Below are 12,542 nucleotides of genomic sequence, written 5' to 3'. Positions count from 1 at the left end.
TTTCCTCCCGTAACTTCCATCGCGTGGCGCGGCGTCAAAACCGGCGTCCACTGATCAGGAAGCTTCCTCCGGCTTCACTTCAAGATACCGCTAGTATCCGAATTCTAACGAGAATGTCAACTATGAATTTGCATCGCGGTGTTGAATCAGCGCCTCGATCTGCCGCGACACCAGCCGACACGAAAAAGGGGGCAGCTTGCCCCCTTTCGAACACCACAGGTTCTTTTTTCGATCATTGCTTGGGTGTCTTGCCTTCGAACGAAATGACATCACCCATTGGTTGATAGGCCGCCCCGTCGAACTGGAAGAGCTGAAGCGATTCGATCGGGTAGACGTCCTCGCCGCTTTTCGTCGTCAAGGTGATGCCGGGCAGCAGCAAATCCAGCTGTGCGTGATCGAGGTTGCGCGCAGCCTCCATCATCGCGTCGCGCGTCGGCGCCTTCATCGATTCGAGCACCTTTACCAGCCCATCGCCGATTGCATAACCGGCCTGACCCAGCGCGTCATCAGTAGAGAATTTCGACTGCGCGGCCGCGTGATCGGCCAGATAGCGTTTCACACCGTCATCGCCGGGCGCCGAGGCATTGACCTGCTTCAGAAACTGGCTGGTAATGACCCCTTTGGCATTTTCGAGGCCCGCCGGTTTCAGTGAAGCGATCGATGCTGCGATGTTCGAGACGAGCGCCGTCGGCTTCCAACCGCTTTCGGTGGCAAAGCGCACGGCTTCCGCCCCTTGTTTGGGACCGGCTATCACGACAAGCGTATCGGCGCCGGAAGCCTTCAGCGTCGAAAGCTGTGTTTCGACCGTAGGATCGGCCGATGTCACGGGTTGAGACGCAACGATCGTGGCGACAGAGCCGCTTAACGCACTCTCCAATGCCGCTTGAAATGTCTGCCCTGTTTCCGTGTTGAGGTAGAGAAGGGCGATCTTCGCCTGAGGCTTGTTGTCCAGGATATATTTCGCGAAGGTCGCAGCCTCCGTTGTGAAGGACGGCACAAAGCCGATCTCCCATTCTGGCCCAGCGAGTTCATGAACGCCCGAATACATGAACAGGTTGGGGACGCTGCGCTGCGTGATGTAGCGCCCGATGGCCTGGTTGTTCGGCGTGCCCGCGGTTGCGACGACAGCAAGAACCTCTTCCCTCTCGACGAGCTTTCGCACATTGATAAGGGTGCGCTGCGGGTCCAGGCCGTCGTCCTCCACGACGAGCTCGATCTTGCGCGTTTTGCCATCGGCCATCTTGATGCCGCCGGCGGCATTGATCGGATCTATCCTTGTCCTGACACCTTCGGCGATCGCGCCGAGTGCGGCCACCGGACCGGTCAGCGGCCCCGATATGCCGATCTTCACGGTGTCATCCGTAATCCCCGGCGAAGGCTCTTGTGCGTGCAAGGGTCCGGCGACAAACACCGCCAGTGTGAGCGCCCGCAGTGCAAGCGACGTCCACGATGAAGTCAGTAATTGCATGTCATTCTCCTCCCAATTGCCCGGGCACGACGCCCGAAACACGTGACAAATCCTTTTTGTTGAAGAAGTGCTTCAAAGCCTGCAGGCCACGGCCAATCGGAATCCCGGCTATGCCTTGCCGCGCGACCATCATCATGGCGATCAGGCAGAGACCATAGATCAAGCCCCCGAGCGCAGGATTGATGTCCGTTGTCCAACCCGGCACGAAGACGATGAAAACAGCGCCGATAAAGGCCCCGGCCATGCTGGTGACACCGCCGACGATGCCGCCGATCAGGATGTCGATCGATTTCATCGGCAGGAACGATTGCGGACTGATAAAGCCGTTCAGGATGCAGAAGAGGCCGCCGCCGAGACCCGCCAAAGCTGAGCTCGCGGCGAAAGCCGCCAGTCGGCCCTTGGTCAGGTTGACGCCGAGCGATTCAGCGATCAGCGGATTGTCGCGTAACGCCCGCAGCAGACGGCCCGTGTCGCCGCGCAGCACGCGGCTCAGCATGAAGACCGAGAGAGCAGCGCAGATCAGTGAAAGACCGTAAAGCCATAATTCCTGGCTGCCTGGAAACCAGCGCGGAGCCATCGGCTGATCGATCGCAAGCCCGGTAACGCCACCAGTCACCCCGTCTATCTTCAACAACAGTTGCGGAAAGGCGCTCGCCACGCCGAATGTGACGATCGCAAGCTGCAGTCCTTGTAGCCGCAGCGCCGGCAGACCGATCAGAACACCGATGAGGCTGGTAACGATTGCCGCAAACGGCAGGGTCACGATGGGATCCATGCCGAAGTTCACATTGAGGATTGCCGTCGTATAGGCGCCGATCCCGAAGAGCGCACCCTGAGCAAGACAGATCTGACCGCTGAAACCCAGAAGCAGGTTCAAGCCGAGGATTGCGATGCCATAGGAAACAGCGATGCTGAACTCGAACAGCATGAAGTCCGGCGCAAGAAGCGGCAGACAGAGCGCCACGCCAGCGACCAGCACTGCGGGAGCGGATTGGAACATTCGGACGCCGTTCATACTTTCACCACCTTGCTGGAACCGAAGAGACCGACGGGCCGGACGAGCAGAATGACCAGCGTCACGGCGATCGGAATGACGACGCGCAGATCCGCGCCGATGAAGGGAAGGAAGGTCGCACCGAGGCTTTCGGCCACACCGACGATCAGTCCGCCGACCAGTGCTCCGAGCGGGCTATCCCAACCGCCCAGCGTTGCCGAGGCCAGAGCATAGAGCAGGATCGGCATCATCATCGTCGGGCTGAGGAAAAGACGCGGGCCAACGAGGGCAGCTGCGATGAATCCGATTGTGGCGGCAAAACCCCATCCGAGCATCAGCATTCGCTCAACCCTGATGCCGACAAGCAGGCTCTTCTCGCTGCTATAGGCAGAGGCCCGCATCGCAAGCCCGAGACGGGTAAACCGGAAAATTGCACCCATGGTCGCGGCAAGGCACAGCAGTACGAGCAGGATGCCAAGGGCGCTTGCGGTTACACGAACACCCAGAATATCCCAACCGATGCTCGGAAACATTGCCGGGAAGGCACGTTGGTCGGCACCCCAAAGCCACAGACATAGCGCCTGAAAAAACACGAACAATCCGAGCGTAACGACGACGACGGTTTCGGTCGATGCCTTCGAAACTGGCTTGATGACGGCACGGAAAACGAAAACACCAAGCATGAACGACGCAGCCCCGACGATAAGAAACGACAGCGCTATCGGCACGCCCCATTCGCAGAGTTGCCAGGCGCAATAGGCCGACAGCGTGGCCATCTCGCCTTGGCCAAAGTTGACGATGCGCGTCGCGCGGAAGATCAGAACGAGGGCAAGGGCGAGGGACGCATAGATGGCGCCGGAAGCAAGGCCGTCGATCAGCAGTTGGAAAAAGAGCACCATGTCAGGCTCCCAGGTAGGATTGCTGGACCGCCTCATTGCTCAACAGTTCGCTTGCCGTGCCGCTGACCGTGATTTGCCCGGCCTCCATGACATAGGCGGTGTGCGCGAATTGAAGCGTGAGGTCGGCGTTCTGCTCGACGACAAGAAGCGTCATGCCATGCTCGTGATTGAGCGACTTGAATATCTCGAAGATCTGCTCGGTGATCGCCGGCGCCAGTCCAAGGGACGGTTCGTCGCACATCAGGAGCTTCGGGCGGGACATCAGCGCCCGGGCGAGTGCCAGCATCTGCTGTTCGCCGCCGCTGAGACTTCCCGCCTGCTGCCGCCGACGTTCGGCGAGCCGCGGAAATGCCGAGTACCAACGTTCCATGTCTTCGGCGATCTGCTTTTTGTCGCGGACCGTAAAGGCACCCGCGGCCAGATTTTCCTCGACGGAAAGGTCACCGAATGTGCCGCGTCCTTGCGGTATGTGCGCCAGACCCATCTCGACCCGTCGCGCCGGACTGCAATGGCGCAAATCCGTTCCGTCGAATTCAACAACACCTCGCGACGGAAGTAGCCCCGAGAGAGAGCGCAGGATCGTCGTTTTGCCTGCACCGTTGGCGCCAAGGAGGGCTACGATCGAGCCTTGCTCGACGGAAAAATTCACCTTGTGAATAACATCGGTCGTGCCATATCCCGCAGACAGATCCTTGACGGTGAGAATATTCATCTGGACCTCCCGAGATAGGCGTCGATGACCGCCGGGTTGGCTCTCACCTCTTCGGGCCTGCCGCTCGCCAGGTTCTGGCCGAGATGAAAGACCTCGACCCGGTCGCACAGGCTCATGACAAGGCCCATGTGATGTTCGATCAGGACGACAGTCATGCCATAGGCTTCGCGCACCCGTGAGACCAAGGTGCCGAACTCCGTCACCTCCCCATGGGTGAGACCGCCGGCGGGTTCGTCAAGCAGCAGGAGCGCCGGCCGCGACGCCAGGGCGCGGGCGATCTCCATGCGCTTCTGCGTCGCATAGGGCAAAGACCCGGCTGCTACGTCGGCAACGTCCTCCAGTCCGAGATCGGCAAGGATATCCCTGCAGCGATGCTCGATCTCCTGCTCCCGTTGGCGGGATCGCCCGGGGCGCATCAAAGCGTCGACAAAGCGTCCTCCACTAAGGTGATGGGCGCCAAGCATGACATTCTCGAGCACGGTCATGCCGGCATAGATGCCGAGGTTCTGGAATGTCCGCGCAATTCCCATGCGGATGATTTGGCGGGGTGGCAGGGTTTCGATCGTTTGCCCATGAAGACGGATGGTACCGGCGGTCACGGTGCTCAGCCGCGTAATGCAGTTGAAAAGCGTCGTCTTACCCGCGCCGTTGGGGCCGATCAGCCCGCAAATCTCGCCCATACGCACATTGAGCGAGACGCCTTTTAGTGCCTGAATGCCACCGAAGCGGACATCGACGTTTTCGACCGAAAGCACTGGGCGGCCCTCCTCGGCAGCCGGCGCAACCACAGCCATAGTCTCTCCTCCCTCGCGTTGGAACTGCTTGTCTGAGCCATCTCTCCTCGTCGCGTTTCGCTCTCCTCAAAACGCGATTGACAGCTCTTATTCCTCAAGATACCGTAAAGTATCTGAAGTCTCTGTGGTATGTCAACGGTTACTTTAGAGAGTCAAAAGAATTGTGGTGTCGACGTACACGCTTCTTCGACGCACGGAGCGGAAAGTCCCGACCTTGGGCTAGCGCTTCAGCGTGATGAGTTTCCGGCCCTTTGGACGGACGACACCGCGTTATCGAATGCCTGGCGACAGGCCGAGGCCTCGCCACAACGCCAATAGGAGACTACGTTGATTGACCTGCGCACTGCCCCCTATGCCATCCTCGTCCTGCGCGTCGCGCTCGGCATTTTGTTCCTCGCACATGTGGGTCTTAAGATCTTCGTGTTCACGCCGGCCGGAACGGCTCAGTTCTTTGGGAGTCTTGGGCTCCCCCCGGTACTTGCCTATTTGACAATAGCTGTCGAACTTGCGGGGGGCGTTGCGCTGATCGCAGGCTTCTTCGCACGCATCGCTGCCGTAGCGCTTATTCCCGTGCTGCTTGGAGCCATCTTCACCGTGCACGCTGCGGCCGGCTTTTTCTTCACCAATCCGAATGGCGGATGGGAGTTTCCTGCATTCTGGGTCGTTGGCCTCGTCGCCGTCGCCTTGGGCGGCGACGGAGCTCATGCGCTTCGCCCCACCTTAAAGGCGTAGTGCTTTTGTCTGGCGGGCCGCCACGCGCAGGCCCGTCGGAATCTGTCCAGGGAGCGGCGAGTGGAAGAACTTGTCGCGCGCTGCCAGCCTAATGTTCATCGACTGGTACCGGCACGACAGGATTGAGCTGGAATGCCATTGGCTTTCCATGGAGGCGAAACTCAACAATGCCAATGAGCAGGCACAAGACCTGTCGTGCATGTGGTCGAAGGTGGAGCGCAACTTCGCACCCTCGCATGTGGGCGCCGATCGGAGCGGTCGGCGCCCGACCGCGGCGCATCAGCTACCTGTCTCGCGCCCCAGGCCATATGCCTTGTACATTGAGCTCAACGCGACCTTGACCAGCTCACCGACAGTCGGGCCGTTTGTGAAGCTGGATGCTGCACCATAGGTCAATTCGAATACGATGCCACCAAGCGTCGCCGGTTCGGCAGGTGCCTTGCCTTCCGGAAAAAGACGCAAGAGGATCTTTCCAAGTCCCTCCCACTGGGCGCGAAACAGATTTGAGTGTCGCTCACCAAAAGTCGCGTCGCGTCTTGCACGCCGAAACAGTTCCAGCGCAAGCATGCCCCAGCTTGGGTCGGCTGAACGGTCTTGTGCCCACTTGCTGAGGGTGTCGATCAACATCTGACCATCGCTTATGTCTCCCAGCAGGCGCTGCAGTTCGACCACGTCTTCACCGGAATGCGTTTCCAGCAGATAAAGGAAGATATCTTCCTTCCCATTGAAGTTGGAATAGAACGCTCCCTTGCTGAACCCCGCCTCTTCGGCGATGCGTTCGACGGTTGCGCCTTCGTATCCGTCGCGCGCAACAACTTCGCGTGCAGACGCTAGCAGCTTTGCTTTCGTCCGCGCTTGGCTCTGTTCGCGTGTCAGTCGGACCAACTTTGCACTCCTTGATTGCTACAGCACTCAGATACCACGCGTATCCCGAAAATGATAGTGCGTCAATCAAGCACGGAGAGGATACAGGCTACTGACCAGAACACCATAAATTCGGGTCCCTGTTTCTGCCATCGCCAGTTCAATCCGTTGATTTTGAGCACAGCGTAGCTGGCCCCCAGCAGGACTGCGACCGCCATGCCGGCCGCAAACCGAGGAAAGATATTCAAAACCAGGCCTGTTCCAGCAATCAACTCCACGACGATCGTCACGATGACAAACAGGCGGCCCGGATGAAACCCGGCTTTGGCAAACGTCGCGGAAGCCGGACCGACGTGCCTGATTTTCCCGAGGCAATGCGGGATAAACCAGATGCCGCACAACACCCTCAGGATGTTCATAGGTTCAAGTGTGAATTCCATGTTTTTCTCCGGCTATGCTGCGATCGTGGCTTCGATGAAGCTCTCGTCAAATGTCGTCGCCGCTAAACCACGCCTGCTGGCATCGAGGAGGCCCGCCTTGATTATCAGATCCAGCGTTGTTGCGCGCGCTGCGGACGGAACTTCCAGGAACCGGGCAAGGACGCGCTTCTCTCGCATGTAGTCGAGCGCGCGTTGGCCGTAGTGTTCATCGGTCTGGGCGACGTCCATCACGATCGATCGCGCCAGCGCGTTACTTGAGGAATCGTAAAGGAATTCGGTCGCTTCGCGCAGCCCGGCCAGCAGTGTCGTGATCTGCTCGCGGTGTGTGGTCGCCCATCGGCGATCGCCGACAATCGCGGTGTACACAATGTCTGGAATATAATCGCTAACCTCTCCGAGATTGGTATATCCCGCATCCTTGCCGACGAAGTTGAGCGGCAACACTGCCGCGTCAATGGTTCCTTCCTGGAGTGCTTTCCATCGCGCCGGATGCATGCCGACCACGACGAGCTGGTAATCCGCTGGATAGTTGAGGCCGTGTCGTGAGAGCATTTCGCGCGTGTAGATCGCCGTGCCCTCGGTCAAGGAGGATGTCCCCAATACCCTCCCCTTCAGGTCCTCGATCCGAGTGAAGCGGGGATTGGCGATCAGCGATAACGGCAGGCGATTGACGTTTCCAGCCAGGATGCGCAACGCGCCGCCGGCAACCTTGTCGGCGATGGCGCCCTCCGGTGGCGTGATCGCAAGATTGGCCTCCCCCGCTTTGACCGCCGCTGTCGCTTTTTCGACGCTGCCAGTCCTCTTCAGGGATACGCGCAATCCCTTTGCTTCAAATATTCCCGCGGAAACGGCTAGATGGACGTGCAGCCAATTGAGGCCGAGCGCACCACCTGCGAGAACGATATCCTTCAACTCACTCCGTTGCGCCTCTTGGCCACCGGTTACATTAAACATTTTCACCTCCCGATTTCACAATAGGTGTGTCGCCCCAGGTCAATCAGAAGCCGCGCCGGCGTTTCTGTCTCTGATCAAGCCAGGGCCAAACTTGCTCCAAGATTTGCCTTGCAATCTCAGATACCGTTTAGTATCTACAGACTAACAAGTACGTCAAGTGGAAACGGAGCCCGGTTTGCCGGGTGGAGGAAATAGGGAGAAACACCATGACCGAATCGATGCGCGGTGCGGCTGCACGCCGTTGGACAGCCAATGACAGGGCGGTCGTCTAGGGGATAGCCCGCGGCATGATGCCCAATCGCGGCCATCGTGCTGGCAAACTGACCGTTTCCAGCAGCCCGACACACAGTTCCGGGCCGTCAGACACGAAGGTCCCTTTTTCATTGCAACGAACGCGCGGCATGCGCGCTTCGCGACCGAGGAATACACATGAAATCTCGCGCTGCGGTCGCCTGGGCGGCCAACAAACCTCTCACTATCGAAACGATCGATATCGGCGGCCCGAAGGCGGGCGAAGTCCTCATCGAAATCATGGCGACGGGGGTCTGCCATACAGACGCCTATACGCTTTCCGGTCTCGATTCCGAAGGCAAGTTCCCGGCAATCCTCGGCCATGAGGGCGCCGGCATCGTTCGTGAGGTAGGACCGGGCGTGGCCTCGCTCCGCGTTGGGGATCACGTCATTCCGCTCTACACGCCGGAATGCCGGGAGTGCAAAACCTGTCTTTCCCGGCGATCCAACCTCTGCACGTCAATCCGAGGGACGCAGGGGCTGGGGCTGATGCCGGACAAGACCACACGCTTCTCCTGCGACGGTGGAGAAATCTTCCACTATATGGGCTGCTCGACCTTCTCGAATTTCACAGTGCTGCCGGAGATCGCGGTCGCCAAGATTCGCGAAGACGCGCCCTTCGACAAGATCTGCTACATCGGCTGCGGCGTCACGACGGGCATAGGAGCGGTGATTTACACTGCAAAAGTCTGGCCGGGCGCAACCGTTGCCGTCTTCGGCCTTGGCGGCATCGGTCTCAATGTGATCCAGGGCGCCCGCATGGTCGGCGCAGACCGCATCATCGGCGTGGACCTCAATCCAGCGAAGACCGAGATGGCCCGCAAATTTGGCATGACGGACTTCATCAATCCGCGGGACGTCGGCTCCGACAAGGTTGTGCAGGCGATCCAGGATCTGACCGGCGGAGGTGTCGATTTCTCCTTCGATGCCACCGGCAACACAACCGTCATGCGCCAGGCACTCGAATGCTGTCATCGCGGCTGGGGTGAATCGATCGTGATCGGTGTCGCGGAAGCCGGCAAGGAGATATCGACAAGACCATTCCAGCTGGTGACCGGGCGCGTATGGAAAGGCAGCGCCTTCGGGGGTGCGCGCGGACGCACCGACGTTCCCAAAATCGTCGACTGGTACATGGAAGGCAAGATCAACATCGATGATCTCATCACCCACACCATGCCGCTGGAGGAGATCAATACCGCCTTCGACCTGATGCATGAGGGCAAATCGATCCGATCCGTCGTCGTCTTCTGAGAAAGAGACTGCCCCCCAAAACGCGACACGGTGCGAGCCGGCGCCCGGATCCACGTCACAGGCCGGCACAGCGAGGAACCCATGACAAGTTCGATCTCGATACATCCCCTGCTCGACAAAGGCGTATCCAAGAGCACGGCAGATTTTTCAGGTGGCGTGCTTATATGCGCCTGCACCGAACGCCCCGTCAAAATCAGGGTCGAGGGCGCCATCGCCCATAACCACGCCTGCGGCTGTACCAAATGCTGGAAGCCGGAAGGTGCGGTCTTTTCCATGGTCGCGGTCGCACCCCACGACAAGGTGAGCGTGCTGGAAAACGGCGACAAGCTGGCGGTGGTCGACCCGTCGGCGCTGATCCAGCGGCACGCCTGCACGGAATGCGGCGTGCATATGTATGGGCCGGTAGAGCGGGATCACCCCTTCCAGGGCCTTGATTTCATCCACCCCGAACGCTTCCAGGAGAGCGGATGGCAGGAGCCCGGTTTTGCAGCCTTCGTCTCCTCCGTCATCGAAGCCGGCGTCGAGCCGGAAATGATGGATGGGGTCCGTCAACGTCTCAATGATTTGGGACTTCCCCCATACGACTGCCTGTCACCGGGACTGATGGACTATATCGCGTCTTGGACGGCCCAGAGAAACGTCAAACCCAACAACTGATCAAGGGCGGATCAACTCACTGACCGGTCGGCGCCACGCCGACCGGTTGCAGGGTGATAGGCGCGATCGGTGATAGCATGCTCCAAAAGCACCCTTTCCATTCGTAACGGCAACAAACCCATGGGGTAAGATCAATGGCTTCTTCGGTCTACACCTATGAAGTATCAGTGAGGCTGGTTCGCGGACGCAATGGTCATGCTGCCGACAAGCCCGCCTCTGTGACCTTCGAACATAACAATCATGATGACATCATCGCGATAGTGGAACGCATGCGCGGCAATTCAGGCCTTGCGCCGGATGCGGCGACGGCCGTGGCGGTCGGCACCAAGCTACTCGGCGAGGTCATGCTAAAGGAAAAACACAATCCGCTCTTCAATCCGCTCCGAGCTGGGTTCCATGCTTTCATAGCTGGATTGAAAAACATGCCAACGACCGAGCGGACCGATTAGGCGTCTACCAATGATCCCGAGTACGTTTCGACGGCGCACGCCGGATACGGCCGGCTGAGCGGTCACAGTGGAAAATCAGTCCATGTTGAGCAAGGAGCAATACAGCTACAGGAAGGATAAGGCGGTCCCCTCCTTTTCGGATGAAGGGCCAATCTTCGTCTTCGACGGCCAATGCGTCTTCTGTTCTGGCTGGGTCAAATTTGCGCTGAAGCACGATAAGAGTGGCAAGTATCGCTTCATGACCGCGCAATCGGAAGTCGGTTCGGCGCTGTATCAGCACTATGGACTCGACGACCGAGACTACAAGACCAACCTGTTTCTCCAGGACGGTCGTGCTTACCTGCGCGCGGAAGGCACCATTCGGTTGGTGGCCGGCCCCGGATTTCCCTGGACGATCTGCCGCGTTCTTCGTCTCATCCCGAGAAAGTGGGTGGACAGGCTCTAAGAATTCGTCGCGCGCAATCGCTACAGGCTCGCCGGGAGAACGGCCGCCTGCTTCATTCCAAAGCCGGAAGAAAGAGACCGATTCATCCTGTAAGACATTCTATAATGCGCCCGCGTATTGGCGGGCCTCGGCTTTCGCGTCATCGACCGGCAATGTCCCGCTGGAGGACAGAGCAGGACGGGCCTGCCCTCCCCCTGAATAGTAGGCCAGGCCCGCGTTTAATCGCAGCCGTTCTGGTGCCCGCTTCGCCTGTCGGCTAGAGCGTAACGGCGTAGTAGGTGAAGCCGCCGTCGCCCTTTGTCACGCCGGAAATCGCTTCATTGATGTCTTCCAGCGGCCAGACCATCGGCTCCATGACCGAAAGGTCGACGACATTGCCTTCGACCATGGCGGCGATTTCCATGCCCTCGGCCGCGGTGAACCAGACCGAGCCGATCAGTTCCATCTGTTCGTCCATCCACCATTTGACATCGACAGGCAGATCGCCCGCGGTGCCACCGATATTGATGATGCGGCCACCACGCCGAACCCCCTTCATTGCGTCGAGCATGGACTCCAGCGGTGCCTTGGCGCCAAGCGTGTCGAGCATCAGATCAGCACCGACGCCGCCTGTCTGGGACTTAACGAAGTCGGCGGTAGAGCCGGCCCGGTTCGAGAAGGTTTCGATCCTGTTTGGAGCAAGCGCTTTCAGGCGGGCGAGCAACTCGTCGCCGCGCGCGACTGCGTAAATCTTGCCGACCCCCATGGCGAGCGCAAAGAGTGTCGCTCCGACCCCAAGGGTTCCGGTCGCGCCGTTGATGATCAGCGAGCGTCCCATCAATGGGCCGCATTTCTTCAAGGCGGCGTAAGACGTGCCGAGATAGCCCATGCGCGATCCTTGCACAAAAGACATGTTGTCGGGAATTTTGACGACCTGTGCTTGCGGCGCCAGCATGTATTCGCAAAAGCCGCCGTACGGATAACGTTTGAACATCTCCAGGCTCTTCGGATTGTAGCCGAAGTAGCCGCCGAGCGTCCAATGCTGGCAGGCCTGCGGATGGCCCGACGAGCAGGCGTGGCAGGCTCCACAGAAACGGCCGGGATTGACATAGACCCGGTCCCCAGGCTTGAGGCCCACGACCTGTTCGCCGACCTGGTGAACGACCCCTGAAGGGTCGAGGCCGTGGATTGCAGGCCGCGGCGGCAGAGGCATCTGGGGATACCACGTCTCCCAGTTCGCAAGGACATTGCCGAGATTGGGCACCATTCCGCAGGCTTTGACTTGGACCACGACATCACTGCCGGAGACCAGTGGTCTTGCGACTTGTTCAATTTTCATAGGCTCGCCAACCGCGTGCAAGCGCGCGGCACGCATCGTCTGCGTCATGATTTCCTCCCGGTCATAATAGATACCAATAGTTTTCTAATACCACGTGGTATCCGGATTTGCAAGGCCGTCGCACCATAGGACAGCTGCTTGCCGAAAGAACTGGAGGTTTGGCCTTCGAATGGACCCACCGTGCATTTCGCCTGGAATCCCACCGCTGATTGACAGTTGATTCATTTCAAGATACGTACGGTATCTGAAAACGATGCAGTATGCGAAATCAGAC

The 12,542-nt window shown here is 59.1% G+C and carries 13 protein-coding genes and 1 pseudogene; 5 read left to right on the top strand and 9 right to left on the bottom strand.

Translation table 11 applies throughout. From position 1 onward, the window contains the following. Positions 1–232: 232 nt before the first annotated feature. The 5 genes from ACSQ3F_RS22165 to ACSQ3F_RS22145 are packed head-to-tail and all read right to left on the bottom strand — an operon-like array spanning position 233 to position 4,867. Positions 233–1,468, bottom strand: a complete 1,236-nt coding sequence (locus tag ACSQ3F_RS22165; RefSeq protein ID WP_436102407.1) for an ABC transporter substrate-binding protein — start codon at positions 1,466–1,468, stop codon at positions 233–235. Between the two features lies 1 nt (position 1,469). After that, the gene (locus ACSQ3F_RS22160; RefSeq protein ID WP_436102406.1) at positions 1,470–2,483 is read right to left on the bottom strand and encodes a branched-chain amino acid ABC transporter permease; all 1,014 of its coding nucleotides are present in this window, start codon (positions 2,481–2,483) and stop codon (positions 1,470–1,472) included. Next, on the bottom strand, positions 2,480–3,361 hold the full coding sequence (locus ACSQ3F_RS22155; RefSeq protein ID WP_436102405.1) for a branched-chain amino acid ABC transporter permease: 882 nt from the start codon (positions 3,359–3,361) through the stop codon (positions 2,480–2,482). The genes ACSQ3F_RS22160 and ACSQ3F_RS22155 overlap by 4 nt, the downstream gene beginning before the upstream one ends. Before the next feature lies 1 nt (position 3,362). Continuing rightward, positions 3,363–4,073, bottom strand: a complete 711-nt coding sequence (locus tag ACSQ3F_RS22150; RefSeq protein WP_436102404.1) for an ABC transporter ATP-binding protein — start codon at positions 4,071–4,073, stop codon at positions 3,363–3,365. Next, a complete protein-coding gene (locus tag ACSQ3F_RS22145; protein ID WP_436102403.1) occupies positions 4,070–4,867 on the bottom strand; it encodes an ABC transporter ATP-binding protein in 798 nt (265 codons plus the stop codon). The genes ACSQ3F_RS22150 and ACSQ3F_RS22145 overlap by 4 nt, the downstream gene beginning before the upstream one ends. A 327-nt stretch (positions 4,868–5,194) precedes the next feature. On the opposite strand from ACSQ3F_RS22145, the gene ACSQ3F_RS22140 reads away from it, so the two are divergent. Beyond that, on the top strand, positions 5,195–5,599 hold the full coding sequence (locus ACSQ3F_RS22140; RefSeq protein ID WP_436102402.1) for a DoxX family protein: 405 nt from the start codon (positions 5,195–5,197) through the stop codon (positions 5,597–5,599). A 279-nt stretch (positions 5,600–5,878) separates the two neighbouring features. On the opposite strand, the gene ACSQ3F_RS22135 is transcribed toward ACSQ3F_RS22140, so the two are convergent. From ACSQ3F_RS22135 to ACSQ3F_RS22125, 3 genes are all read right to left on the bottom strand, one after another. Beyond that, positions 5,879–6,484: a TetR/AcrR family transcriptional regulator gene (locus tag ACSQ3F_RS22135; protein ID WP_436102401.1), complete on the bottom strand. Its 606-nt coding sequence runs from the start codon at positions 6,482–6,484 to the stop codon at positions 5,879–5,881. Positions 6,485–6,546: 62 nt separating this feature from the next. Then, a complete protein-coding gene (locus tag ACSQ3F_RS22130) occupies positions 6,547–6,903 on the bottom strand; it encodes a DoxX family protein (protein ID WP_436102400.1) in 357 nt (118 codons plus the stop codon). Positions 6,904–6,915: 12 nt separating this feature from the next. Continuing rightward, positions 6,916–7,857, bottom strand: a complete 942-nt coding sequence (locus tag ACSQ3F_RS22125; RefSeq protein ID WP_436102399.1) for an ABC transporter substrate-binding protein — start codon at positions 7,855–7,857, stop codon at positions 6,916–6,918. 429 nt (positions 7,858–8,286) lie between these two features. Between ACSQ3F_RS22125 and ACSQ3F_RS22120 the strand changes: the two genes are divergently transcribed. From ACSQ3F_RS22120 to ACSQ3F_RS22105, 4 genes and pseudogenes are all read left to right on the top strand, one after another. Beyond that, positions 8,287–9,399, top strand: a complete 1,113-nt coding sequence (locus ACSQ3F_RS22120) for an S-(hydroxymethyl)glutathione dehydrogenase/class III alcohol dehydrogenase (protein WP_436102398.1) — start codon at positions 8,287–8,289, stop codon at positions 9,397–9,399. Positions 9,400–9,480: 81 nt separating this feature from the next. After that, on the top strand, positions 9,481–10,056 hold the full coding sequence (gene gfa / locus ACSQ3F_RS22115) for an S-(hydroxymethyl)glutathione synthase (protein WP_436102397.1): 576 nt from the start codon (positions 9,481–9,483) through the stop codon (positions 10,054–10,056). A gap of 134 nt (positions 10,057–10,190) precedes the next feature. After that, positions 10,191–10,505, top strand: coding sequence for a DUF3861 domain-containing protein (locus ACSQ3F_RS22110; RefSeq protein ID WP_436102396.1), 315 nt, complete (start codon positions 10,191–10,193; stop codon positions 10,503–10,505). 85 nt (positions 10,506–10,590) lie between these two features. Continuing rightward, a pseudogene (locus tag ACSQ3F_RS22105) lies at positions 10,591–11,043 on the top strand (thiol-disulfide oxidoreductase DCC family protein). A 163-nt stretch (positions 11,044–11,206) separates the two neighbouring features. Here ACSQ3F_RS22105 and ACSQ3F_RS22100 read toward each other — a convergent pair. After that, on the bottom strand, positions 11,207–12,316 hold the full coding sequence (locus tag ACSQ3F_RS22100; protein ID WP_436102395.1) for an alcohol dehydrogenase catalytic domain-containing protein: 1,110 nt from the start codon (positions 12,314–12,316) through the stop codon (positions 11,207–11,209). Positions 12,317–12,542: the final 226 nt, after the last annotated feature.

Source organism: Pararhizobium sp. LjRoot238 (genome assembly GCF_964252955.1).
Lineage (GTDB): Bacteria > Pseudomonadota > Alphaproteobacteria > Rhizobiales > Rhizobiaceae > Pararhizobium.
Note: the sequence above shows the minus strand (reverse complement) of the source record. Positions and strands in the feature narration are given on the sequence as shown.